The organism is Streptomyces sp. NPDC015220 (assembly GCF_043079345.1).
GTDB lineage: Bacteria > Actinomycetota > Actinomycetes > Streptomycetales > Streptomycetaceae > Streptomyces.
Genome location: NZ_JBIBUK010000005.1, coordinates 323,870 through 347,800 on the forward strand (window position 1 = coordinate 323,870; position 23,931 = coordinate 347,800).

At 72.6% G+C, this 23,931-nt stretch carries 20 protein-coding genes; 8 read left to right on the plus strand and 12 right to left on the minus strand.

Annotated elements, in window-relative coordinates; translation table 11 throughout:
* Positions 1-136: 136 nt before the first annotated feature.
* The gene (locus tag ACF061_RS15025) at positions 137-496 is read right to left on the minus strand and encodes a VOC family protein (RefSeq protein ID WP_392267289.1); all 360 of its coding nucleotides are present in this window, start codon (positions 494-496) and stop codon (positions 137-139) included.
* 119 nt (positions 497-615) lie between these two features.
* On the opposite strand from ACF061_RS15025, the gene ACF061_RS15030 reads away from it, so the two are divergent.
* On the plus strand, positions 616-1,122 hold the full coding sequence (locus ACF061_RS15030; protein ID WP_392267290.1) for a CGNR zinc finger domain-containing protein: 507 nt from the start codon (positions 616-618) through the stop codon (positions 1,120-1,122).
* A 203-nt stretch (positions 1,123-1,325) separates the two neighbouring features.
* On the opposite strand, the gene ACF061_RS15035 is transcribed toward ACF061_RS15030, so the two are convergent.
* Positions 1,326-2,669: a UDP-glucose dehydrogenase family protein gene (locus ACF061_RS15035; protein WP_392267291.1), complete on the minus strand. Its 1,344-nt coding sequence runs from the start codon at positions 2,667-2,669 to the stop codon at positions 1,326-1,328.
* Between the two features lie 198 nt (positions 2,670-2,867).
* Here ACF061_RS15035 and ACF061_RS15040 point away from each other — a divergent pair, with 198 nt between their 5' ends.
* Positions 2,868-4,025, plus strand: coding sequence for an acyl-CoA dehydrogenase (locus tag ACF061_RS15040; protein WP_392267292.1), 1,158 nt, complete (start codon positions 2,868-2,870; stop codon positions 4,023-4,025).
* 189 nt (positions 4,026-4,214) lie between these two features.
* On the plus strand, positions 4,215-4,550 hold the full coding sequence (locus ACF061_RS15045) for a four-helix bundle copper-binding protein (protein ID WP_392267332.1): 336 nt from the start codon (positions 4,215-4,217) through the stop codon (positions 4,548-4,550).
* 147 nt (positions 4,551-4,697) lie between these two features.
* Here ACF061_RS15045 and ACF061_RS15050 read toward each other — a convergent pair whose 3' ends face one another.
* Positions 4,698-6,023, minus strand: a complete 1,326-nt coding sequence (locus tag ACF061_RS15050) for an LCP family protein (RefSeq protein ID WP_392267293.1) — start codon at positions 6,021-6,023, stop codon at positions 4,698-4,700.
* Positions 6,024-6,143: 120 nt separating this feature from the next.
* On the opposite strand from ACF061_RS15050, the gene ACF061_RS15055 reads away from it, so the two are divergent.
* The gene (locus ACF061_RS15055) at positions 6,144-6,701 is read left to right on the plus strand and encodes an acyl-CoA thioesterase (protein ID WP_392267294.1); all 558 of its coding nucleotides are present in this window, start codon (positions 6,144-6,146) and stop codon (positions 6,699-6,701) included.
* Positions 6,702-7,059: 358 nt separating this feature from the next.
* On the opposite strand, the gene ACF061_RS15060 is transcribed toward ACF061_RS15055, so the two are convergent.
* Entirely contained in the window at positions 7,060-8,565 is a 1,506-nt protein-coding gene (locus tag ACF061_RS15060) for an LCP family protein (protein ID WP_392267295.1), read from the minus strand.
* A gap of 127 nt (positions 8,566-8,692) precedes the next feature.
* Here ACF061_RS15060 and ACF061_RS15065 point away from each other — a divergent pair, with 127 nt between their 5' ends.
* On the plus strand, positions 8,693-9,724 hold the full coding sequence (locus ACF061_RS15065) for a glycosyltransferase family 2 protein (protein ID WP_392267296.1): 1,032 nt from the start codon (positions 8,693-8,695) through the stop codon (positions 9,722-9,724).
* Positions 9,725-9,829: 105 nt separating this feature from the next.
* Here ACF061_RS15065 and ACF061_RS15070 read toward each other — a convergent pair whose 3' ends face one another.
* The 4 genes from ACF061_RS15070 to ACF061_RS15085 all read right to left on the minus strand — a co-directional run bounded on the left by ACF061_RS15070 (position 9,830) and on the right by ACF061_RS15085 (position 16,021).
* Positions 9,830-11,440, minus strand: coding sequence for an LCP family protein (locus ACF061_RS15070; protein WP_392267333.1), 1,611 nt, complete (start codon positions 11,438-11,440; stop codon positions 9,830-9,832).
* A gap of 142 nt (positions 11,441-11,582) precedes the next feature.
* Positions 11,583-13,418: an LCP family protein gene (locus tag ACF061_RS15075; protein WP_392267297.1), complete on the minus strand. Its 1,836-nt coding sequence runs from the start codon at positions 13,416-13,418 to the stop codon at positions 11,583-11,585.
* 225 nt (positions 13,419-13,643) lie between these two features.
* Positions 13,644-15,053: an LCP family protein gene (locus ACF061_RS15080; RefSeq protein ID WP_392267298.1), complete on the minus strand. Its 1,410-nt coding sequence runs from the start codon at positions 15,051-15,053 to the stop codon at positions 13,644-13,646.
* Positions 15,054-15,265: 212 nt separating this feature from the next.
* A complete protein-coding gene (locus tag ACF061_RS15085; protein ID WP_392267299.1) occupies positions 15,266-16,021 on the minus strand; it encodes a TIGR03089 family protein in 756 nt (251 codons plus the stop codon).
* Between the two features lie 131 nt (positions 16,022-16,152).
* Here ACF061_RS15085 and ACF061_RS15090 point away from each other — a divergent pair, with 131 nt between their 5' ends.
* Both ACF061_RS15090 and ACF061_RS15095 read left to right on the plus strand, forming a co-directional pair.
* Positions 16,153-17,556, plus strand: coding sequence for an N-acetylmuramoyl-L-alanine amidase (locus tag ACF061_RS15090; RefSeq protein ID WP_392267300.1), 1,404 nt, complete (start codon positions 16,153-16,155; stop codon positions 17,554-17,556).
* A gap of 194 nt (positions 17,557-17,750) precedes the next feature.
* Entirely contained in the window at positions 17,751-18,833 is a 1,083-nt protein-coding gene (locus ACF061_RS15095) for a sugar phosphate nucleotidyltransferase (protein ID WP_392267301.1), read from the plus strand.
* A gap of 54 nt (positions 18,834-18,887) precedes the next feature.
* On the opposite strand, the gene ACF061_RS15100 is transcribed toward ACF061_RS15095, so the two are convergent.
* The 4 genes from ACF061_RS15100 to ACF061_RS15115 all read right to left on the minus strand — a co-directional run bounded on the left by ACF061_RS15100 (position 18,888) and on the right by ACF061_RS15115 (position 22,881).
* Complete coding sequence (locus ACF061_RS15100; protein WP_392267302.1) at positions 18,888-19,892, minus strand: DNA-3-methyladenine glycosylase family protein; 1,005 nt, start codon at positions 19,890-19,892, stop codon at positions 18,888-18,890.
* A gap of 98 nt (positions 19,893-19,990) precedes the next feature.
* Entirely contained in the window at positions 19,991-21,328 is a 1,338-nt protein-coding gene (locus ACF061_RS15105) for a coenzyme F420-0:L-glutamate ligase (protein ID WP_392267303.1), read from the minus strand.
* Complete coding sequence (gene cofD, locus ACF061_RS15110; RefSeq protein ID WP_392267304.1) at positions 21,325-22,284, minus strand: 2-phospho-L-lactate transferase; 960 nt, start codon at positions 22,282-22,284, stop codon at positions 21,325-21,327. Before cofD ends, ACF061_RS15105 begins: the two co-directional genes overlap by 4 nt.
* A 57-nt stretch (positions 22,285-22,341) precedes the next feature.
* The gene (locus tag ACF061_RS15115; RefSeq protein WP_392267305.1) at positions 22,342-22,881 is read right to left on the minus strand and encodes a cysteine dioxygenase; all 540 of its coding nucleotides are present in this window, start codon (positions 22,879-22,881) and stop codon (positions 22,342-22,344) included.
* A 670-nt stretch (positions 22,882-23,551) separates the two neighbouring features.
* Here ACF061_RS15115 and ACF061_RS15120 point away from each other — a divergent pair.
* The gene (locus ACF061_RS15120; protein WP_003975777.1) at positions 23,552-23,815 is read left to right on the plus strand and encodes a WhiB family transcriptional regulator; all 264 of its coding nucleotides are present in this window, start codon (positions 23,552-23,554) and stop codon (positions 23,813-23,815) included.
* Positions 23,816-23,931 lie beyond the last annotated feature (116 nt).

Consider the following 23,931-nt stretch of genomic DNA (forward strand, 5'->3'; position numbering starts at 1 on the left):
CCCCTTCCGGCGGCACCGGCAGGCCGGTGCCGCCGGAAGGGGACGCGTCCGGACGCGAGCGCCGGCCCGTGCACCGGGCCGGCGCCGGGGGAGCGGGGCCCCCGGGGCCCGCCGCGGCGGCCGACCGGAACTCCGCTCAGCAGGCGCAGAGGCAGAACGGGTGCCCGGCGGGGTCGGCGTAGACCCGGAAGTCGCGCGAGCGGTCCTCCGTGTCCAGCGGCTTCGCGCCGAGCGCCAGCACGCCCTTCTCCGCGGCGTCCATGTCCTCGACGACCAGATCGAGGTGGAACTGCTGCGAGGCGTCGGCGGACGGCCACTTCGGCGGCACGAACCCGGGCGCCGCCTGGAAGGCCAGCGACGGCCCGCCCGGCACCTTCAGGTTCACCCAATCGCCCTCGCCCTCGACGGTCCCGCCCACCACCTCGGCGTAGAAACCGGCGAGCGCCCGCGGGTCGGGACAGTCCAGGACGACGACACCCAGCTTGGCCAGAGCCATGACTTCCTCCCAAGGATCAGTGAGGGTTACCTGTAGGAGCGGGTAACCAGTAACCGTTACCGCATGCTTGCCCATTGCCGGTAACGACGCAACGGAATAGACGGAGTACGGTCGCTGCCATGAGTGAGAGATCGCCCGCACCGGGGGGCCTGGCTCTGGTCGAGTCCCTGGTGAACACGCTGGACATCGAGACGGGCGCCGACTCGCTCGACACTCCGGACGTCCGGGCGCGCTTCGGCGTCGGCGAGGCGGAACTGCCCACGGCGCGCGAACTGCGCGAGTCGCTGCGGGCGACGCTGCTCGCCCACGCCGGCCACCCACCGCACCGCGAGGTGGCTCCCCTGGGCGAACTGCTGGCGCGGGCCCCGCTGCTGGTGGCCGTCGACGCCCGGGACGGCTCCGCCTCCCTCGCCCCGGCCGACACCGGCCCCCTGCTCTCCCGCGTCGCGGCCGCGGTCGCCGAAGCCCTGGTCGCAGGCACCTGGACCCGGCTGAAGGCATGCGAGGCGGACACCTGCCACTGGGCGTACTACGACCGCAGCCCGGCCGGCCGCGGCCGCTGGTGCTCGATGCGGGTGTGCGGGGCACGCGCGAAGATGCGCCGCTACCGGGCGCGCGAGGGCTGACCCCCGCCCCGGTTGGTGCACAATGCGGGAAGACGCCGGTTCGGCCGACTGAGCCTCGGCCGAACCGGCGTCTTCCGTACGCCCGCGCCCGCCCCGGCGGCTCCCGGCGGGCGCCGCCGGACAGCGCCTAAGCCATCGGACAGCGCCTAAGCCGTCGGACAGCGCCTAAGCCGTCGGACAGCGCCTAAGCCGTCGGACAGCGCCTAAGCCGTCGGGCGGCCCATCGCCCGGTACGTCCATCCGGCCCGCCGCCACAGCTCGGGGTCCAGCGCGTTGCGGCCGTCCAGCACGAGCCGGGTCGCCACGGCCTCGCCCAGCTCGGCCGGGTCCAGCTCGCGGAACTCCCGCCACTCGGTGAGGTGCAGCACCGCGTCGGCGCCCCGGACCGCCTCCAGCGCGGAGTCGGCGTAGCCGAGGGTGGGGAAGACGCGGCGGGCGTTGTCCATGCCCTTGGGGTCGTAGACGGTGACCTGGCCGCCCTGGAGGTGGATCTGGCCGGCGACGTTGAGGGCGGGGGAGTCGCGCACGTCGTCGGAGTCGGGCTTGAAGGTGGCGCCGAGCACCGCGATCCGCCGGCCGAGGAACGGCCCGCCGCCCAGCGCCTGCCGGGCCAGCTCCACCATCTGCCCGCGCTGGCGCATGTTGATCGAGTCGATCTCGCGCAGGAACGTCAGGGCCTGGTCGGCGCCCAGCTCACCGGCGCGTGCCATGAAGGCCCGGATGTCCTTGGGCAGACAGCCGCCGCCGAACCCGATGCCGGCGCGCAGGAACTTCTTCCCGATCCGGTCGTCGTACCCGATCGCCTCGGCCAGCTTGGCCACGTCGCCGCCGGCCGCCTCGCACACCTCCGCCATCGCGTTGATGAAGGAGATCTTCGTGGCGAGGAAGGAGTTCGCGGCGGTCTTCACCAGCTCGGCGGTCGGGAAGTCGGTGACCACGAAGGGGGATCCCTCGCCGACCGGTGTGGCGTACACCTCGCGCAGCAGCTTCTCCGCGCGCTCGCCGCGCACGCCGACCACGATCCGGTCGGGGTGCAGCGTGTCCTGGACGGCGAAGCCCTCGCGCAGGAACTCGGGGTTCCAGGCCAGCTCCGCGTCCTCGCCGGCGGGCGCCAGCTCGGCGATCGTGCGGGCCAGGCGGTCCGCCGAGCCGACCGGCACCGTCGACTTGCCGACGACCAGCGAGGGCCCGGTCAGATGCGGGGCGAGGGAGGCGATCGCGGAGTCGACGTGACTCATGTCGCAGGCGTACTCGCCGTGCTTCTGAGGAGTGTTCACACAGATGAAGTGGACGTCGCCGAAGGCGCCGGCCTCCGCCCAGTCCCGGGTGAAGCGCAGCCGCCCGGTGGAGCCCTCGATCCCGGCCACGTGCCGGCGCAGCAGTTCTTCCAGGCCCGGTTCGTACATCGGGACCTCGCCCCGCTGCAGCATCTCGATCTTCTCGGCGACGACGTCGAGACCCAGCACCTCGAACCCCAGCTCGGCCATGGCCGCGGCGTGCGTCGCGCCGAGATAGCCGGTGCCGATCACGGTGATCTTGAGGCTCATGGGCTGCTCCAGTAGGGATGAAGGCAATGCGCTGCCCGAGCATATCGGGGGCATGCCCGCGCTCTCCGCCGGGCAATGTCCCTGCTGTCCCCCGCTGTCGCCAAGCTCACGTATCACTCGCGCGGGCGGACCCCTAAAATTTGGGTTACTTAACGGTAATTAGCGTCATCACTGGTCGTCTTTGGAGCGTGAGAGACCTTGGCCGGATCGGCTGACTTCGACCTGTACCGCCCGTCCGAGGAGCACGACATGCTCCGCGACGCCGTCCGCTCGCTGGCCGAGGCGAAGATAGCGCCGCACGCCGCCGCCGTGGACGAGGAGGCCCGCTTCCCGCAGGAAGCCCTCGACGCCCTGGTCGCGAACGACCTGCACGCCGTGCACGTCCCCGAGAGCTTCGGCGGCGCGGGCGCCGACGCGCTCGCCACGGTCATCGTGATCGAGGAGGTGGCCCGCGTCTGCGCGTCCTCCTCCCTCATCCCCGCGGTGAACAAGCTGGGCTCGCTCCCGGTGATCCTCTCCGGCTCCGAGGAGCTGAAGAAGAAGTACCTGACCCCGCTCGCCAAGGGCGACGCGATGTTCTCGTACTGCCTCTCCGAGCCCGACGCGGGCTCGGACGCGGCCGGCATGAAGACCAGGGCGGTCCGCGACGGCGACTCCTACGTCCTCAACGGCGTCAAGCGCTGGATCACCAACGCGGGCGTGTCGGAGTACTACACGGTGATGGCGGTCACCGACCCCGACAAGCGCAGCAAGGGCATCTCCGCCTTCGTCGTCGAGAAGTCCGACCCGGGCGTCTCCTTCGGCGCCCCGGAGAAGAAGCTCGGCATCAAGGGCTCCCCGACCCGCGAGGTCTACCTCGACAACGTGCGCATCCCCGCCGACCGCATGATCGGCGCCGAGGGCACCGGCTTCGCCACCGCGATGAAGACCCTCGACCACACCCGCATCACGATCGCCGCCCAGGCCCTCGGCATCGCCCAGGGCGCCCTCGACTACGCCAAGGGCTACGTCAAGGAGCGCAAGCAGTTCGGCAAGCCGATCGCCGACTTCCAGGGCATCCAGTTCATGCTCGCCGACATGGCCATGAAGGTCTCGGCCGCCCGCGCCCTGACCTACCAGGCCGCCGCCGCCTCCGAGCGCGTCGACGCCGACCTCACCTACCAGGGCGCCGCCGCCAAGTGCTTCGCCTCGGACGTCGCCATGGAGGTCACCACGGACGCCGTCCAGCTCCTCGGCGGCTACGGCTACACCCGTGACTACCCGGTCGAGCGCATGATGCGCGACGCCAAGATCACTCAGATTTATGAGGGCACGAACCAAGTCCAGCGGATCGTCATGGCCCGCAACCTGCCGTAGGGCCCGGCGGACCGGGCGGGGAAGCCGACCCCGCGTCACTCGGACGGACGCAGCTCGATCCGCGCGTCCGTCCGATGGCGGGGAGCGGCGGCCGGGCGTACGACAGAGGTGAAAGGGGTTCGCCCCGGAGCCCTCTCGTCCCCCGCAGGAGGAGCCGTGACCCACACCCAGCCCGGAACCACCCCCGCCATGAGCAAGGAGATGCAGGACTGCGTCGACGCCTGCATGACGTGCCACACCATCTGCGAGGAGGCCATGAGCTCCTGCATGCAGATGGGCGGCCAGGCGCAGATGCAGATCATGCGCGCGCTCATGGACTGCTCCGAGATGACCCGCTGTTGCGCGGACATGATGATGCGCCGCTCGCCCCTGGCGACCGAGATGTGCGCACTGTGCGCCAAGGCCTGCGACATGTGCGCCGAGGCGTGTATGTCCATGCCGGACGACAAGATGATGATGCGCTGCGCCGAGGCGTGTCGTCGCTGCGCGGAAATGTGCCGTTCGATGGCGGGCGCCAGCATGTGACCCGCCCTCCGGCGCGACGGCCGGGACCTCTCGTCCGGGTCGGGCCCGCGGGTCGGGCATGAGCCGGAGGAGAGGCCGAGGGCCCCGAGGCACGCGTGCCTCGGGGCCCTGCGGTCCGGCTGACGTCGTCGTCCGGCGGGCTTCCGGTCAGTTCCCGGAGACGGTGACCTTCTGGTCGTTCTTCAACTGGTCCACCAGGGTCTTGACCTTCGCCTTGTCCCAGACGAGGTTGCCGCCCGTGGAGCCCGAGATCGGCATGTTCATGGAGGTGCCGTCGCCGCCGCTGACGCCCTTCATCGCCCAGAACATGGAGGCCAGGTCCCACAGGCTCATGTCCTTGTCGACGATCAGGGAGTCCAGGCCGGCGCTCATCGTCGGGTAGAACTTGAACGGGTTCAGGACCGTCGACGGGGTGGCCACCTCGTGGGCCAGCGCGGACAGGAACTTCTGCTGGTTCTTGGTGCGCTGGAGGTCGGAGGCGGCGAAGGCGTGCCGGGTGCGGACGAAAGCGAGGGCCTGCTCGCCGTTGAGCGTCTGCTTGCCCGCCTTGAAGTCGGCGCCGGACCACTTGTCCTTGAAGGGCTTGTCGATGTTCATCTCGACACCGCCGACCGAGTCCACGATGTTCGCGAAGCCGGCGAAACCGATCTCCACGTAGTGGTCGATGTGCAGACCGGTGTTGTACTCGATGGTCCGCACCAGCAGCGTCGGGCCGTCCTCCGCGTAGGCCGCGTTCAGCTTGGTGTGCCGTCCCGTGGCCGGGTAGGACTTGCCCGACTCGGCCCCCTTGTACGACGGGATCTCCACATCGGAGTCGCGCGGCAGGGAGATCAGCGTGTCGCCGTTGTCCCCGACGTGCAGGATCATCATGGAGTCCGTGCGCTTGCCCTCGGCGGAGCCGGTGTGCAGCTTCTTCTTGTCGTCGGCGGACAGTCCGTCCCGGCTGTCGGAGCCGACGATCAGGTAGTTGGTGCCCTCGCCCGCCCCCGGCCGGTCGATGACCTTGGACAGGTCGACGTCGCGGTTGAGCTTGGAGTCGGCCCAGAAGTAGGTCGCGACCGACGTCACCACCACCACGGTGACCAGGGATATCGCCGTCCACTTGATCCGCCGGCGCCAGTTCGGCGCGGGCCGCGGACCACGGGGGGCGGACCCGCCGGGACCGGCCGGGCCGCCACCGCCGGAGGCGCCGTAGACCTGGCCGGTGTTGTAGCCGCTGTCGTATCCCCGGCCGTCGTCGGCGTAACCCTCGCCGCCGTCGACGTACGACGGCTGCCGCGGAACGCCGTACGGCGGCGCCGAGGGCGCCTGGCCGCCGGGCCTGCCGGCGCCCCGCCCGGGCGGCGGTACCGCCGGGCCGCCGCGCCGCACCTGGCGCATCGCGCGTGCGCCCTCCGGCTGCGCGCCGGCGCTGCCGCGTCCGTACCGGGGTCCGCGGTTGTCGTCGGACCACCCCTCGGGCCAATCATTCATGGAGCCCAGTGTGCCGGGCCGCACGGTGTGCCTTACAAGGGCCGTCGGGAAATAAGGTCACCGCTGTTGCGAAGCTGACACATATCCGGCCGATCGCGGCCCCGGCATAAGGTGGAGGCCATGACAGATCAGGCCCCCACCGCGGAATCCGGGACCACGGACATCCCGGGCAAGCCGACCTCGGCGTCCCGGACCACCCTCAGCCACATCATGACCCACAACGACACCAACCTCCTGGGCACGGTGCACGGCGGGGTGATCATGAAGCTGGTCGACGACGCGGCGGGCGCGGTGGCCGGCCGGCACAGCGGCGGCCCCGCCGTCACGGCATCCATGGACGAGATGGTGTTCCTGGAGCCCGTCCGGGTCGGCGACCTCGTCCATGTGAAGGCCCAGGTCAACTGGACCGGCCGGACCTCCATGGAGGTGGGCGTGCGGGTCCTGGCCGAGCGCTGGAACGAGTCGGCGCCGGCCACCCAGGTCGGCTCCGCCTACCTGGTCTTCGCGGCCGTGGACTCCGACGGCCGGCCGCGCGCCGTGCCGCCCGTCCTGCCCGAGACCGAACGGGACAAGCGGCGTTACGAGGAGGCCCAGATCCGCCGCACCCACCGCCTGGCCCGCCGCCGGGCCATCAAGGAACTGCGGGAGAAGCGCGCCGCGGAGGGCTACGCCGACTGACGTCCCCGAGGACGCACCCGCCGTCCGGGCCGCACCGGCCCCCGGCTGTTCCCTCGCTGCCGGGGGCGCATCGACCCCGACGGCTCCGGTCTTCGCTTCGCACGACCCCGACGGCTCCGGTCTTCGCTCGGGCCGCACGACCCCGACGGCTCCGGTCTTCGCTCGGGCCGCACGACCCCGACGGCTCCGGTCTTCGCTCGGGTCGCACGACCCCGACGGCTCCGGTCTTCGCTCGGGTCGCACGACCCCGACGGCTCCGGTCTTCGCTCGGGCCGCACGACCCCGGCGCCGCTCCGATCGTCGCTCGGGTCGCACCGGATCTCCGGCTCCTCCCACCGCCTACCGGCTCCCGCCGGTGTCAGTCGCACGCCACCTCGTCGCCCCGCACCACGCGGGCGGCGCGCCGCACCGGGTCCTCCACCCGGACCCTGCGCACCTCGCGGTGGTCGGCCCCCACGATCACCCGGAGGGTGGCGCCCTGCCCCGGCACGGGCCGCAGCTCACTGCCCGGCAGGGCGGCGGCGAGCGACCGCGCCGAGCGGTCCCACCGGGGGTCGTAGAGCACGGCGGTCCGCCTGACGGCGCGCTCCCTGGAGTCGACGGGCGCCTTGGTCGTGCCGAAGCCGGCCGCTGCCAGCGCCGTGTCCACCCGCCTGCCCAGCCCGACCGTGCCGGTGCCGTTCTCCACCTGGACCCGGATCCGCTGCGGGGCGACCTCGACGGTCGCGGCGGGGTCCGGTGGCGGGGACGGCTTGCGCACGGCCAGCGGGCGGTCCTCGCGCAGCGCCCGGAAGAGCTGCTCCGCCCTGGCCGGGTCCCACTTCACGGTCGAGCCGAGGCCCTTGACCGGGAAGGCCGCCTGCGCGACCGGGACGGTGGTGAACTCCGAGGAGGACGGCGAGAAGTTCCGCATCGCCCGCCCGAGGTCGAGCAGCTCGTCGGTGTGGAAGCCCTTGTCGGCGCGGACCGAGCCCAGCACTGCCCGCGTCACGTCCCGGAACTTCAGGGGGTTCAGCAGCACCCGGGAGGAGGTCGCCCGCTCCAGCAGGGCGGCCAGGAAGCGCTGCTGGCGCTGCATGCGGCCGAAGTCGCTGGCCCCGTCGACGTGCCGGGAGCGGACGTACTGCAGGGCCTGCCCGCCGGAGAGGGTGTGCGGACCGGCGGGCAGGTCCAGGCCGGTGTAGCTGTCCTTCAGCGGTGCGGCGGTGCACAGCTGGACACCGCCGAGGACGTCCACGGTCCGCATGAAGGTGGTGAAGTCCACCTCCAGGTAGTGGTCCATCTTGAGGCGGGTCATGTCCTCGACCGTGCGCACGGCGAGGTTCGGTCCGCCCTCCGCGTACGCCGCGTTCAGCTTGACCGGATGCGGTCCGTGCTGCTTGCCGGTGAGCCGGTCGACGTGGGCGGGCAGCTCGACGTAGGAGTCGCGGGGCAGGCTCACCACGCTGGCCCGCTCCCGGTCCTGCGACAGGTGCACGATCATCATCGTGTCGGTGCAGTGGCAGGGCTGTCCGCCGAGCCGGTAGGCGCGCCGCTCCCGCTCGCTGATCCGGTCACGGCCGTCGGTGCCGACCAGCAGGACGTTCATGCCGTGGCCCGCCGGCGGGCGGTTCTTCATGTCCCGGAACGGGTCGACCCGGCCGATCTCGGCGTCCAGGCTGGAGACCACCGCGTGCCCGATGCCGGCGGAGGCGAGCACCACCACCGACAGGGTGGTCGCCGCCCGCATGGCCCAGCGCGGTCTGCGGCGCGGCACGGGCGCGTACGGCATGCGGTCCGGCCGGGCGGGTGCGAGGGTCTGCCGCGGCCCGCGCCGCGACGGCGGCGCGGGCGGCCGGGGCGACCGGGGCGAGGTGGTGGACATGGGGGACACCTCCGCTTATGGCGTGGGTGGACACCGTGAGCACCGTAGGGCCATACGATCGGCTGACCGGTGCGGTGGCCACCGCGGCGCGCACCGGTGTCCCCCGTTCGCGGTAACGTGAGCACCGATGAACGCCAAGCCCGACGTGCGGTTCCCCGCCGTGTCTGTGATCATGCCCGTCCTCAACGAGGAGCGGCATCTGCGCGGGGCCGTCGAAGCGATCCTCGCGCAGGAGTACGCCGGCGAGATGGAGGTCGTGATCGCCCTGGGTCCGTCCACGGACCGCACGGACGAGATCGCCGCCGAGCTCGTACGCGACGACCCGCGCGTGCACACGGTCCCGAACCCCACCGGCCGCACCCCCGCCGCGCTGAACGCCGCGATCAAGGCCTCCCGCCATCCGATCGTGGTCCGCGTCGACGGCCACGGGATGCTGTCGCCGAACTACATCGCCACGGCGGTACGGCTGCTGGAGGAGACCGGCGCGCAGAACGTCGGCGGCATCATGCACGCCGAGGGCGAGAACGACTGGGAGCGCGCGGTCGCCGCCGCCATGACCTCGAAGATCGGCGTCGGCAACGCGGCCTTCCACACCGGCGGCCAGGCAGGCCCGGCCGAGACGGTGTACCTGGGCGTGTTCCGACGCGCGGCCCTGGAGCAGCAGGGCGGCTACAACGAGGAGTTCATCCGCGCCCAGGACTGGGAGCTGAACTTCCGCATCCGCGAGGCGGGCGGCCTGATCTGGTTCTCGCCCGAGCTGCGGGTCTCCTACCGCCCCCGCCCGAGCGTGCGGGCGCTCGCCAAGCAGTACAAGGACTACGGCCGCTGGCGGCACGTCGTCGCCCGCTACCACGAGGGCTCCATCAACCTGCGCTACCTCGCCCCGCCGACCGCCGTGTGCGCGATGGCGGCCGGGATCGTGGTGGGCGCGGCCCTGACGCCCTGGGCGTTCGTGATCCCCGGCGGCTACCTGGCGGCGATCGCCGCCGGTTCGGTGCCGGCCGGCAAGGGCCTGCCGGCCAAGGCCCGGCTGCGGATACCCCTCGCCCTGGCCACCATGCACATGTCGTGGGGGTACGGCTTCCTGACCAGCCCGAAGTCGCTGGCGAAGAGGGTCATCGCCTCGCGGCGGCCGGCGGTCGTCACCACCTCCGGCTGAGCACCGCGCCGCCCGTCACGGGCACCGCGGCCAGACCCGTGAAGAGGGCCCCTCCCGTCGGACGCTTCCGACGGGAGGGGCCCTCTTCGCACGGGGCGCCGGCCGCTACCACTGATAGGGCTTGTACACGTCCATGCACTGCTTGGTGTCCGCGCCGTTGATGGCGTCGGAGTTCTCCGGGATGTCCCCCGCCTTCGGCGCCGCCTCCTTGGGATAGGAGAGGCCCGCGCGCCAGTCGGGGCCCACGACGACGGTGACGCCGGAGACGTCGGTCGACTGCTCCACCGAACTCGTCGGGATGCCCAGCGCCTTGGCGACGCGCTCGGCGTCGGCCTTCAGTTCGGCGCTCGGATAGCGCACGACCGTCCCGTCCGCGGACGGCGTCACCGACCCGTCCGCCGCGGCCCTGGTGAAGCCCTTCCGCACGAGCTCCTGACTGATGTCCGAGGCCCGGTGGGAGACCGGGGCGAGAGAGGACGTCCGGGTGGCGTTCTGCACCATGACGCCGATCTGGGCGTCCGGGTGCGCGGGGTCCGCGGAGACCGGCGCCTTGTCCGTGTCCTTCTTCCCGCCCCCCTCCTGCGCGTCGGACTCCTTGCCGTTGCTGTCGAAGGACACGTCGTCGCGGAGCATCTTCCACACCTTCTCGGCGTTGGCTCCGTCCGGTACGACGTGGTCGTCGTTCCGCGGGTCCGTGACGTTGGGCATGGTCGTCATGGTGATGCGGTCGGTCGGGACCGTCTTGAGCTGCATCGCCAGGTCGTACAGCTTCTTGACGGTGCCGATCTCCTCGGAGACCTGGAGCGACTTCGTGGCGGACTCGGCCAGGTCCATCAGGCGGCCGGTGTCGGTGAAGACGTTCTGGCCCTTCAGCGTGCGGATCATCGAGTTCAGGTACATGTGCTGGGCCCTGGCCCGCATCAGGTCACTGCCCCAGGCGTGCCGGGTGCGCAGCCACTGCAGGGCCTCCTCGCCCTGGACCTTCGTCGTGCCGGCCCTCAGCTTCAGGCCGGACCCGCCGCGCTGTTCGGCCGTCGAGCGGTCCCACACGTTCTGGTTCACGCAGACGTCGACGCCGCCGATGGCGTCCGCCATGCTCACCACGCCCGCGAAGTCGATCGTCATCCAGTGGTCGATGTACACACCGGTGAGGTTCTGCCACGTGGCGAGGGTGCAGCCGGCGCCGCCGCGGGCCAGGGACTCGTTGATGATGGTGTCGACCGGCGCGTACTCCTTGCCGGTCTTGGAGTCCTTGCACTTGGGGATCTGGACCCGGGTGTCGCGGGGAATGCTCACCACGGCGGCGCTCTTGCGGTCCGCGGCCAGGTGGATGAGCATCTGCACGTCGCCCAGCGGCGGGTTGCCGCGGTTCTCCTTGCTGCCGCCCAACGCGATGTTCGCGTCGGAGTTACGGCTGTCGGAGCCGATCAGCAGGATGTTCACCGGCGTCTGGCCGGCCGCGTTGGGCTTCGACTTCTGCGCCTTGGAGTCGCCGCTGTCCCGCTCGCCCTTGCGGATGTTGCCGTTGAGGTGCTCGTAGTAGAGGTATCCGGCGCCGGCCGTGCCGAGTATGACCACCGCCAGAATCGTCGCCGACCAGCGCAGCACCCGCCTCTTGGGAGGTCTGCCTCCCGCGCCGCGGCCGCCCCGGCCGCTGCCGCCGCCACGCCGACCGTGACCGCCGCTCGCGCCGCCCCCCCGCGACGCGAGCGGCATCGTCTCATCGACCGCAGGCCCCTCCCCGCGCAGACCGCTCTGGGTCAACTCCCCATCCTCCCCACCCTGATGCCTATCATCGAACAGGCCCGTCCTACGCGGTGTTAGACGTAGGACAGGCCCGTCAGGTCACACGGTGCGCTCAACTCGCGCACTGAACCTTGTCCGCCGTGGACTTGTCGACCTCCGGCGCCTTCGTCGGAGCGGTGAGCGACACACCGGCGCCCTTGAAGTCCTTGCCCAGGGTCAGCGTCATCGTGGGCAGCCCCTGCGAGTTGGTCACGCTCTCGCCCGGCTTCAGCGCGGACCCGGACAGCCCCATCAGCGAGGCGAGCTCACGGGCCTGGTCGGCCTGGTCGGGGGCGTATTCGAGCGTGGTCCTGTCGAGCTTCTCGGGCGCGTTGCTCCCGTTCTCGGACTTGAGCACACCCTTGTCGTTCTGCAGCCAGGTGAGGGTGTCCTGCGCGGAACCGGAGGGTGCCCCACCGTTGAGGATCCGTACCCGCACATCGGAGGCCGCGGACTTGGCGCCCTTGAGCCGGGCCGCCGCGGCGTCCTTCGCCGCCTGCTGCTTCTTCTTCACCTCGGTGAAGGAGACGTCGTCGCGGATGGCGTCGAAGACCGGGGGGGCCTTGCTCTGGTCGACGATGACCGTCTTGTGCACGACGCCGTCCGCCGGGTTGTCGAGCACGGGCACGGTCATGAAGGAGATGTTCTTCGTCGGCACCTTCTTCAGCTCCAGGGCCATGTCCTTGAGCGTGCCCACCTTGTCGATGCCCTGGTCCACGGTGAGCGCCTTGGTGGCGGCGTCGGCCAGGCCGTACAGCTTGGCCGGGTTGGTGAGGGTGTCGCCGGAGGCCATCTTGCGCATCAGCGAGCTGAGGAACTGCTGCTGCACCTTGATCCGGTCCAGGTCGCCCTGGTTGCCCCAGCTGTGCCGGGTGCGGACGAAGGCCAGCGCCTGCTCGCCCTCGATCTTGGAGGGTCCGGCGGGGAGGTCGAGGTGCGAGTCCTTGTCCTTGACGGCGTGCTTGAGGCACACGTCCACACCGTCGACCGCGGTCGTCAGGGTCTTCACCGCGTTGAAATCGGCCATCATGAAGTGGTCGGGCTCGATGCCGGTGACTTCCTTGACCGTGCGCATCGTGCAGCCCGGGTCGCGGCCGTCCTGACCGAGGCTCGTGTTGAAACGCACCTTGTCGGTGCCCGGGATGACCTTCTCGGTGCCGTCGGACTGCTTGGTCGGGCAGTCCGGCACGTTCACGATCAGGTCGCGGGGGATGCTCAGCGCGGTCGCGTTGGTCCGGTCCTTGGAGACGTGCAGCAGGACGTTGGTGTCGGCGTGGCCCACGCTGCCCTTGTCGCCGTAGCCCTCGTTGCCCGCGCCGGTCCGCTTGTCGGTGCCGATGATCAGTATGTTGAAGGCCTCGTCCTTGCTGAAGCCGTTCTTGGCCGCGGCGCCCACGTCCGTGCTGCTGATGTTGCCCTCGAGGTGCTTGAGGATCAGGTAGCCGGCCGTGCCGGCGCCCACCAGGACGAACGCCATGGTGCCGCCGGTCCACATCAGGACCTTCTTGGTCCGCGTCTTCTTCTTTTTCTCCGGCCGGCGGCCCCGCCTGCCGGGCGGCGGCTCCGGCGGCGGCGTGCCGCGGCGGCGGCGCTGCCCCGGCACCGCGCGGGCGGGCGTCTCCTCACGGGTCTGCTGCCGCCCCGGCGCGGCGGCGCGGCGGCCCGCGGACCTGCCGCCGGCCGGCGTGGCGCCGTCCGACGAGCCGTCGGCCGACGTGCCGCCGGTCGGTGTGCCGCCCGCGGAGCCGGGCGCGCCGGCTCTGCGGGAGCCGGGTCTGCGCGGTCCGGGAATCGGCGACTGCGGAGCGGAAGGCGCCAGTCGCAGTTCGTATTCGCCGGTGTCCGGGTTGAGCACCCACTGGTCTGCGGGGTCGATGTCTTCCGCCCGCCCACGGCCTTGCGCGTCCACGGTTGTCCGAATCCTCCGTCGGGGCCACGCGGCGCCTCCCCCTAAAGGCGCTCAGGTCTGGTCTCACAGTGCACGACCCCAGGGAGACCTCGCGGCCGGTAGCACCGGATCGCTCACACTATCCGGCCGGTTGACCATTCAGCGACGCCGGTGACGAATTGCACGTCCCTACAAGCGGGCAATCCGCCCATTTCTCGGGACAGAAGTTCGCCTTTGGTCGCGGCTTTACCCGCACGGGTCCTGCGAGGCGGTGCTGCCGGTAAAGGTCGGTACGGGTGCGGGCGGGCTCCCGAACGCCGCGCCCGGTGCGCCGATCTTCGGTACGCTCTCGAAAACATACCGAACGTAGTCGCCCGACTGCGTAAATGAATGGGGAGCGCGCGCATGCGCCGCAGGCACCGCTTCCGATGGTGAATTCGATTCCGCCGATGCCGAAGCCGATGTCGAAGCCGAAGCGGGCCTCGAAGCCGAAGCGGCCGCCGGGGCCGTAGGGCGAGAGGGGGCCGCGGTCCCGGCCGCAGAAGAATTGCCGCCCTTCGTCCCGGAATTTCCCGGAGTCCTCTTCACCACCTCCACCGGCTCGTCCGCGCGCAGCCGGGCGAACAGTTTTCCGGCGTCCGGTTCCATGAGCTGGTCGCGGTTGGCGTCGTGGACGTACGCCTTCCGCGGGACGGTAAGGAACCGCACCCGCTCGGTGGGGATGTCACGCAGCCCGCGCACGAGCTGGTACAGGCCGCGCAGGCTCGCCAGGGCCGGGTCCGCGGTCAGGGACGAGGTGGCCGCGTTCAGGACGGGGTAGAGCTTGGACGGGTTCAGCAGGACGTCGTCCCGGCGCGCCTTGTCCAGGAGGGCGCCCAGGAGGCGCTGCTGGCGCTCCATCCGGTCGGTGTCGCTGCCGTCGCCGAGCGACTTGCGGGCGCGGACGTAACCGAGGGCCTGCTCGCCGTCGAGCCGTACCCGGCCCGCCGGCAGCCGCAGCCCGGCCTCCTGGTCGTCGACGGGCGCGCGCAGGCACACCTGGACGCCGTCGACCGCGTCGACCAGTTCCTTGAACCCGTTGAAGTCGACGACGAGGTGATGGTCGATCCGGATGCCGGTCAGCTTCTCCACGGTGCGGACGGTGCAGGCCGAACCGCCCGTCTCGTAGGCGCGGTTGAGCGCGGTGAGCGCCGCCTCGGCGCTGCTGCCGTCCGGGCGGTGGCAGCTCGGCACGCGCACCATCAGGTCCCGGGGCAGGGACACGGCGGTGGCGCCGCGCCGGTCGGCGGCCAGGTGCAGCAGGATCACGGTGTCGGACCGCTCGGTGCCCAAGTCCCGTCCGTATCGTTCGTCGCCCGTGCCGGAGCGCGTGTCGGAGCCGATCAGCAGGATGTTCTGGGCGCCCTTGACCAGGGCGGTGGGCCGTTCCCTCTCGTACCGCCGCAGCTCCGCCGCGGCCGCCTCGTCGGAGGTGATGTTGCCGCTGAGGGTGGTGTACGCCGCCAGCCCGGCCCCCGTGCCCCCGGCGAGGAGCACGGCCAGCCCGAGCGCCCCGCCCCGCAGCCGGTTCCTGCGGCGCCGCAGCCGCAGCCCGGTCCCGGTGGCCGACGCGCCCAGCCCCGGCCCGGCCGCCGTCCCGGCACGGTCCTTCGGCACTCCGTCCGGCCCACCTGCCCCGCGGGTCACCTCAGCGCCCACCCTCCTGCCGTTCGAACGCGCCGTGCCGTTCCTACGACCATGCCCCGGCGAGGGGGCGGGTGGGAGGCGGTGGTGGGCCGGACGGGGGAACCGCCCGGCCCCCGGGACACCGGACGAGGGGCCCGCGACCCGCGGGTCGCGGGGCCGTCGCGGTCGTGGCGAGCCGCGGGTCAACGCGCCGTCGCGGTGACCCGTTCGCTCTCGATGCGCTTGGCCAGGGAGTCCGAGTCCAGCCGGTCCAGGTTCCGGCACAGGACGACCGATCCGCCGGCGGCGAGCGGGGCGTAGAGACCCGCGCTCAGCCCCTCCCAGGTGTCGTACCCCAGCCCCGACAGCAGCCGGGAGCCCGGTCCCGTCAGGTCCAGCCCCGGGGCGTCGGCGCGGGCCCGCTCCACCACCTCGGCCGCGGTGTACTCCGCGCCCGCCACGATCAGCGCCGGCTCCTCCGGGTCCACCGGGGCGAACGGCGCGAACCTGTCGCCCTGCCCCGGCACCTCGACGGCGTAGTCGGCGAATCCCCCGGGTGGCTGCGGGAAGCGCCCGCCCAGCGGCCGCAGCGCCAGCGCCACGCGCTCTCCGGAGCAGGCGCGCGCCGCCTCGAGCGTGTCCGGCCCGCTGACGACGACGTCCGCCGCCGCCGGGTCGCCGCCGACGTCCGCGACCGCGCCCACCGCGGAGCATGCCAGCAGCCACACCGCCGTCTGCCAGTGCGCGGGCAGCAGCAGCGCGACCCGGTCGCCCGGTCCGGCGGCGAGGTCTCCCTGGAGCAGGTTGGCGGTCTTGGCCACCCAATTGGCGAAGGTGGCCACGGACAATTCGACGCGTTCGCCCGTGGCGTCGTCGTAGAAGGTCACCAGGGGGCGCCCGGGGTCCGCGGCGAGCGCGGAACTCAGCAGGTCGGCAGGGGTGCGTTCGGCGGCTCTCACCCGCGCAAGCGTACGCGGCGCCCCCTCCGCGCACCGCGCGCGGGCGCCGAGGGGGCCGGGTACCGGCCACCGGTTCGGCGCAGCGCGAACCGACGCACCGTCAGTTCGCGGATGGACAGATTTGTACGACTATGTTCAAGATCGGGAACATGCGTCGATACGGATTCCTTGTGTCCTCGATCGGTGTCACGGGCGCGGCCGTCCTCGCCCTGGGCCCGGGTCTCCCGGCGGTCGCGGCCACGGTGAGACCGGCGGCCTCCGGGCCGGCCCTCGCCACGGAGCCGGCGGCCGTACCCGGCAGCACCCAGTCCCTGCCCCTGGCCCCCCTCGACCCGCCCGCCGGGGGCCGGGCCGGCGAACGGACGCTCCCCGAAACCCCGGCGCAGGGCCTGTACCGCGCGCACGTACGGCACTTCTCGCTGGTCGGCGTCGTATGGGACGACCCCGGCGCCGAACTGCACGGCAGCGTCCAGGTCCGCACCCGCTCCACCGCCACCGGCGCCTGGTCCGGCTGGCAGGAGGTCGACACCCACAACGCCGACCACGGGGCCGACCCCGACACCGCCGAGCGAGCCACCGGGCATGTGCGCGGCGCCACCGCACCCCTGTGGGTGGGCGACTCGGACGGGGTCGACGTCCACGTCCGCGCGGACACCGGGGACGGCGCCGCCGACCCGCCCGTCCCGCTCCCCGAGGGGCTGGGCCTGGAACTCGTCGACCCCGGCGGGGAGCCCCCGGCCGCGGGCCCCGGGCCCGACCAGTCGCGGACCGGCGAGCCGAGCGAGGAGGCGACCGCCGCCTCCGCCGCCAACCTCGGCCTCGCCCCGCTCGGCGCCACCGAGATCCCCGAACTCGACCGCGAGGACACCGAACGGGAACTGCTCGACCTGCGCGGCGACGAACTGACGGAGGGCCAGCGGGCCAGGCCGTACATCGGACCGCGCCCGCGCATCGTCACGCGCCGGGGCTGGGGCGCCGACGAGTCGCTGCGCGCCCGGGGGTTCGTCTACACGAAGAAGGTCAGGGCGGCGTTCGTCCACCACACCGCGACCGGCGACAACTACGGCTGCTCCCAGGCGCCCTCGGTCATCCGCAGCATCTACCGCTACCACGTCAGGAGCATGGGGTGGCGCGACATCGGCTACAACTTCCTCGTCGACAAGTGCGGAACCGTCTACGAGGGCCGCGCCGGCGGGGTGGCCAAGCCGGTGCTGGGCGCCCACACCATGGGGTTCAACAACGACAGCATGGGGATCGCCGTCATCGGCAGCTTCGGCAGGACCAGACCCGCCAAGGCCGCCGTCACGGCCGTGGCACGGCTGACCGCCTGGAAGGTCGGCCTCTACGGGATGAATCCGCGCGGAAAGACATATCTGAAGTCCGGCGGTGGCAACCTCTACCAAAAAGGAAAGAAAGTACGCATGAACGTGATCTCCGGTCACCGGGACGGCTTCGCCACCGACTGCCCCGGCCGGCAGCTCTACGGCAAGCTCGGCACGGCCCGGTCCGCCGCGGCGCGCTACCAGGGGCGCTGAGGCCGGAGCCGGACGGAGCAGCCGCACACGGAGCGCGGCACGCAGCCGCACGGCCGCCGCACGGAGTTGCGCGGAGCCGGTGGAGCCGCGCGAGGACGTACGGCGGTCTGCGTCGCGGCGCCGCGCGGCGGTCTGCATAAACTGGCCGGCCGAAGGACAGATCGGCCGGTCCCGGCAGGAAGCGAAGACGACAGGTGACAGAAGCGATCCTCCTGGTCGGCGGCAAGGGCACCCGGCTGCGTCCGCTCACGGTGCACACCCCCAAGCCCATGGTGCGGGCGGCGGGCGTGCCCTTCCTCACCCACCAGCTCGCACGGGCGAGGGCGGCGGGCGTCGAGCACATCGTGCTGGCCACGTCCTACCTGGCCGAGGTCTTCGAGCCGCACTTCGGCGACGGTTCCGCGCTCGGGCTCCACCTGGAGTACGTGACCGAGGAGGAGCCCCTGGGCACCGGCGGAGCCATCCGCAACGTCGCCGACCGCCTGCACTCCGGCCCGGACGAGCCGGTCCTCGTCTTCAACGGCGACATCCTGACCGGCCTGGACATCCGCGCGCTGGTGCGCACGCACGAGGAGACGGGCGCGGACGTCTCCCTGCACCTGACGCAGGTGACGGACCCGAGGGCGTACGGCCTCGTCCCCACCGACGGCACGGGCCGGGTCCTGGCCTTCCTGGAGAAACCGCAGACCCCCGAGGAGATCGTCACCGACCAGATCAACGCGGGCGCGTACGTCTTCCGCCGCTCGGTCATCGACACGATCCCGCAGGGCCGTCCGGTGTCGGTGGAACGCGAGACCTTCCCCGACCTGCTGTCCGCCGGGGCCCACCTCCAGGGCATGGTGGACTCCACCTACTGGCTGGACCTGGGCACCCCGGCCGCCTTCGTCCGCGGCTCGGCCGACCTGGTCCTGGGCCGCGCCCCCTCCCCGGCCGTGCCCGGCCGCTGCGGCGACCGCCTCGTCCTGCCCACGGCGATCGTCGCCCCCGACGCCAAGCTGACCGGCGGCACGGTGGTGGGCGAGGGCGCGTTCGTCGCCGAGGGCGCGCGCGTGAGCGGCAGTACGATCCTGCCGGGCGCCGTCATCGAGCCCGGCGCCGTCATCACCGACTCCCTCATCGGCACCCGCGCCCGCATCGGCACCCGCTCCGTCCTCACCGGCACGGTCATCGGCGACGGCGCGGTCGTCGGCGCCGACAACGAACTCCGGGACGGCGCGCGGATCTGGTGCGACGCGAGGATCCCGGCGGGAGCGGTCCGCTTCTCCTCGGACCAGTAGCCCCGCGCCCGCACCCGGCCGACGGCACCGACGCGGGCGCCCGCCCGCGACGGGTCAGAACCGCCCGATGTCGCCCCGCGTCATCCGGGGCCCGCGCCGCTCGGGCATCCGCCCGCTCAGCAGGATCAGCCGGGCGGCCCGGTGCCGCTGCCCCGCGTACGGCTCCAGCAGCCGGAGCATCTCCGCGTCGTCCGCGTCCCGGTTCCCGGCCAGCGCGAACCCCACGATCCCCGGCAGATGCAGATCGCCGACGGTCACCGCGTCCGCCGCGCCGTGACTGCGCTGCACGGTCTCCGCGGAGGTCCACGGCCCGATCCCGGACACCAGTTCCAGCCGCTCCCGCGCCGCCGCCGGGGGCATCCGCGCCGCCTCCTCCAGCCGCGCGGCGACCCGCACCGCCCGCAGCACCGTGGACGCCCGCTTGTCGTCGACCCCGGCCCGGTGCCACTCCCAGGAGGGAATCAGCGCCCAGGCCCGCGGCGCCGGCATGACGTACAGCGGCACCGGGACCGGTCCGGGCGCGGGCTCCCCGTACTTGCGTACGAGCGTCCGCCACGCCGCGTACGCCTCGACGGTGGTGACCTTCTGCTCCAGGACCGACGGGATCAGCGACTCCAGCACCAGCCCGGTCCGGGTCAGCCGCAGCCCCGGCCGCCGGTGCCGGGTCAGCGCGAGCAGCCGGTGCCGCGGCTCGAACGCGGACGGGTCGTCGGCGGCCCCGAGCAGTTCGGGCAACCGCTCCAGCAGCCACTCGGCTCCCGGCCCCCAGGCCTGTGCGCGCACCTGCGCGCCCCGCGCGCGGACGCTCAGCGTCCCCGGCCCCAACGGCGTACGGCAGGCCCGCCACACGGACCCGTCGGGCAGCGCGCGGAACGTCGGATCGCCCGGCCCGCGCCGCAGCGGCCCGAGCACCAGCCCCAGGTCGAGCGGGCCGTCCGGCTCCCAGACGCGTGCCCGCCCCTCCCCGTCGGCCTGCCGCGGCACCGCGCCGGCGGGCACGGCGACATGCCCGCCGCGCACGGTGGTACGCGTCGGGCGGGGAGCGAAACGGCCTGCCACGGATGTGATCCCTGAGTAAGGAGGAGCCCGGCGAGCGGTGCGCCGCGGGCATGCCCTACGAGCGTAGGCGGTCGCGCGGCACCAGGAGCCGGCGCTCCTCACAAGGAGACGACGAACGCCTCCGCGTCCCGCTCCGCCCGGGGCCTCGGCGGCTCCGCCGGGTGCCCCACCGCGACCGCGCCCATCGGGTCCCAGTCGGCCGGCAGCCCCAGCACCTCGCGCACCACGTCCCGGCAGAACATCGTCGAGGACACCCACGCCGACCCGAGCCGCTCCCCGGCCAGCGCGACCAGGAAGTTCTGCACCCCGGCGCCGGCGGCGACCACGAACATCTCCCGCTCGGCGCCGTCGCGCCGCGCGTCCCCGTACGTGTGGGAGCCGTCCATGACCAGGCACGGCACCACCAGGTACGGCGCGTTGCGCAGCACGTCGCCGCGGCGGACCCGCTTGGCGATCGACTCCTCGCTCCTGCCGTCCCGGCGCAGGTCCGCGATCCACGCGTCGCGCATGGCGTCGAGCAGCCGGGTCCGCGCCCCGGCGGACTCCAGGAGCACGAACCGCCACGGCGTGGTGTGGTGCGGCGCCGGCGCTGTCACCGCCGAGGCCACCGCGCGCCGTACCGCGCCGGGGTCGACGGGTTCGTCGGTGAAGGCCCGCACGGTACGCCGCTGGGTCACCGCCTCCCGTACGGCCTCGGAGGTCCCGAGCCGGAACATGTCGTCGCGCGCGTCACGCACCAGGGCCCGCGCGCCGGCCCCGTGGTCCCCGGTCAGCACGTGCGGCAGGCCGCGCACCACGGCCACCGGCAGCCCGGCGGCCTTGCCCTTGACGAGGTCGCCCGCGGCGGCGAGTTCGTCGGCGGTGGCGACGACGGTGGCGCTGAGCGGGTTGCCGTGCGCGTCCGCGCCGCCGCGCAGGTCGTCCAGGACGCGCAGACCGGCGGCGCCGATGGCGACGTCGGTGAGTCCGGCCCGCCAGGGGCGGCCGAAGGTGTCGGTGACGACCACGGCGACATCGACGCCGAGCGCGTCCCGCAGGCCCTGCCGGATGGCCCGAGCGGAGGCGTCGGGGTCCTCGGGCAGCAGCAGCACGGTGCCGGCGGGGGTGTTGGAGGCGTCGACCCCGGCGGCGGCCATGACCAGCCCCTGCCGGTTCTCCACGATGCGCAGCGGTCCGCGCCGCGCCACGACCCGCACGGTTTCGGCGTCGATCGCGGCCTCCCGGTCGGCCGCCTCGACGACCCGCCCCTCCGCCTTGGAGACGATCTTCGAGGTGACGAGCAGCACGTCCCCGTCGGCCAGTCCCGGCTCCGCGCCGGCGATCAGCTTGGCCAGGTCGGCGCCCTCGGTCACCTCGGGGATCCCGGACACGGCCCACACCCGGAAGGCGGGCGCCGCCCCGGTGCCCGGGACGTCTGCCGACGGCGTACCGCTCACGCTCCCCGCACCTCCTCGGCCAGCGCCAGCGCGTCCCGCGCCATCCGGGCGGCGGCGTCGACGTCGGTCATCATCAGCGGCACCGCCCGGCACCGGATCCCGGCGGCCTCGACCCGCTCCACCGAGGCCGCGTCCACCGTGTCGACGAGCCAGCCGTCGAGCAGCCCCGAACCGTAGTGCTCGGCCACCGCGGCGGCCGTGGACTCCACGCCCACCGCCGCGAGGACCTTGTCGGCCATCCCGCGCACGGGCGCGTCCCCGACGATGGGGGACAGGCCGACCACCGGCACCCCGGCGTCGGCGATCGCCTCCCTCATGCCGGGCACCGCGAGGATGGTGCCGACGGAGACGACGGGGTTGGACGGCGGGAAGAGGATCACGTCCGCCGCGGCGATCGCCTCCAGCACCCCCGGCGCCGGCTTGGCCTGCTCCGCGCCGACCGGAACGACCGCCTCGGCCGGCACCGACGCCCGCAGCCGCACCCAGTACTCCTGGAAGTGCACCGCCTTGCGCTCGCCGTCCAGTTCGACGGCCACATGGGTCTCCACCCGGTCGTCGGTCATCGGGATCAGCCGCACACCGGGCTTCCACCGCTCGCACAGCGCCTCGGTCACCGCGCTCAGCGGATATCCCGCGCCGAGCATCTGGGTGCGCACCACGTGCGTGGCGAAGTCCCGGTCACCGAGCCCGAACCACTCGGGCCCGACGCCGTACGCCGCGAGTTCCTCCTTGAGATGGAAGGTCTCGTCGGCCCGGCCCCACCCCTGCTCCTCGTTGATGCCGCCGCCGAGCGTGTACATCACCGTGTCCAGGTCCGGGCAGACCTTCAGCCCGAAGAGGTGGATGTCGTCGCCGGTGTTGCCGATGACCGTGACGTCCGCGTCCGGCACGGCCCGCTTCAGACCGCGCAGGAACCGGGCACCACCGATGCCGCCTGCCAGAACCACAATCCGCATGCACCCAAGTCTGGCAGGCGGGTACGACAACGCGGCACGCGGTCGTACCGTGCGGGCTCACACGTTGACGGCGGCCGCCGAGTCGTACGGGTCCGCGGCGTCCGCCGTGCCGTACGCCGCCCCGGCGCACCGGGCGGGGGCGTGCATGGGCATCTCGGTCAGGCCCGGGAAGTAGACGTGCAGGCTGACCGCCGGCCGCAGCGCGTCGTTGACGACCTCGTGCGCGTACCCCGGCGCGAACACGCGCTGCGCGCCCGCCTCCAGAGCGCGCGTGCCGCGCCCGGTGTGCTCGGTCAGCGTGCCCTCCAGGACGGTCAGCACACCGGAGGAGCCGCCGTGGTCGTGCGGTCCGGTGCCCTGCCCGGGCACCCAGGACAGCAGCCACACCTCGTAGCCCGGCCCGGTGCGCAGCCGGTGGTACCAGCGGGTCGTGGCGTCGTAGCGGACCAGGTGCTCCCACTGGGCGCGGTCGGCCGCGATCGAGCGGGCCAGGCCGGCGAACTCGGCCACGGTGGCCGGGTGCTCGCGCGGAGCCCGCAGGAGGTGGGGGACTTCGAGGATGTCGCCGGCGATCTGGAGGTCGCTGTCGCTGTTCATGGGTGCGGTGGTTCCTCGGGGGAGGGCTGGCCGGAGGGAACGGGACGCCCGGGCCGCGGGGGGCACGGACGACGGCTGGAGCGCGCGTGCGCGCGAGGCTCAACAGCCGGAACAGCGACAGCTACAGCGAGCGCGGGCAGCACCGTGGGACCCGGCGGTGCGGGTCGAGGTGAGTGCCGAGTTCGCGAGCATGCCCACTAGGACAGCGGCTCACACCTTCAGTGTCAACTCGACGCCCGGAATGTGGGACATGTTTCACCTCATCCGGTTCATCTCGCAGGTGAAAGGTTTGCGCACGGGGAGAGCGGGACACATGCGGCACATGCCGGGCACGCAAGCCCCGTTGTCATCCCGTGATCCGATTGTGATCAGGGTCGCTTCGGTGCGCGTGTCGGAACGAGATCGAAGGCGTTGGCGTCCTTGCCCGTGCGGACTCCGTCGGGGTCCCGCGCGGGACGGGAAGCCCTCGGGGCCCCAGCAGTGTGTCAAGGTTTATGCCGATTTGAACACTTTCCGCATGGCCTTGGTTCCGCAGAGTGAATAAGGGGCCCAATAGCAGATCTCGGCTTGACTCGCCCGGAGCAGCACACTTGTAATTTCACTCGTGTCGTTCGGCCGCTATCGGTAACGGCTACATCACGGGGACGCGAAAGACAGACGAGGGGCGCACATGACCGAGCTGGTGCAGCAACTGCTGGTCGACGACGCGGACGAGGAACTCGGCTGGCAGGAGCGCGCGCTGTGCGCCCAGACCGACCCCGAGTCCTTCTTCCCCGAGAAGGGCGGCTCCACCCGCGAGGCCAAGAAGGTCTGCCTCGCCTGCGAGGTCCGCTCCGAGTGCCTCGAGTACGCCCTCGCCAACGACGAGCGCTTCGGCATCTGGGGCGGCCTGTCCGAGCGCGAGCGGCGCCGCCTGAAGAAGGCCGCCGTCTGACCGCGCCCCGAGGGCGGCCCGGCCGGAACCCGTCGCGGACCGCGCGCACATCCCCCGTGCAAACGTCACGAACGGCCCGTCGCAGGTGGGTTATCCACAGGCGGCGGGCCGCCCTC

Coding starts and splice junctions, on each gene's coding strand:
- ACF061_RS15070 (WP_392267333.1), bottom strand. CDS start 11,440: ATGCCGCTCGCGTCGCGGGGGGGCGGCGCGAGCGGCGGTCACGGTCGG.
- ACF061_RS15060 (WP_392267295.1), bottom strand. CDS start 8,565: ATGTCCACCACCTCGCCCCGGTCGCCCCGGCCGCCCGCGCCGCCGTCG.
- ACF061_RS15065 (WP_392267296.1), top strand. CDS start 8,693: ATGAACGCCAAGCCCGACGTGCGGTTCCCCGCCGTGTCTGTGATCATG.
- ACF061_RS15045 (WP_392267332.1), top strand. CDS start 4,215: ATGAGCAAGGAGATGCAGGACTGCGTCGACGCCTGCATGACGTGCCAC.
- cofD (WP_392267304.1), bottom strand. CDS start 22,284: ATGCGGATTGTGGTTCTGGCAGGCGGCATCGGTGGTGCCCGGTTCCTG.
- ACF061_RS15115 (WP_392267305.1), bottom strand. CDS start 22,881: ATGAACAGCGACAGCGACCTCCAGATCGCCGGCGACATCCTCGAAGTC.
- ACF061_RS15035 (WP_392267291.1), bottom strand. CDS start 2,669: ATGAGCCTCAAGATCACCGTGATCGGCACCGGCTATCTCGGCGCGACG.
- ACF061_RS15030 (WP_392267290.1), top strand. CDS start 616: ATGAGTGAGAGATCGCCCGCACCGGGGGGCCTGGCTCTGGTCGAGTCC.
- ACF061_RS15025 (WP_392267289.1), bottom strand. CDS start 496: ATGGCTCTGGCCAAGCTGGGTGTCGTCGTCCTGGACTGTCCCGACCCG.
- ACF061_RS15120 (WP_003975777.1), top strand. CDS start 23,552: ATGACCGAGCTGGTGCAGCAACTGCTGGTCGACGACGCGGACGAGGAA.
- ACF061_RS15090 (WP_392267300.1), top strand. CDS start 16,153: ATGTTCAAGATCGGGAACATGCGTCGATACGGATTCCTTGTGTCCTCG.
- ACF061_RS15055 (WP_392267294.1), top strand. CDS start 6,144: ATGACAGATCAGGCCCCCACCGCGGAATCCGGGACCACGGACATCCCG.
- ACF061_RS15050 (WP_392267293.1), bottom strand. CDS start 6,023: ATGAATGATTGGCCCGAGGGGTGGTCCGACGACAACCGCGGACCCCGG.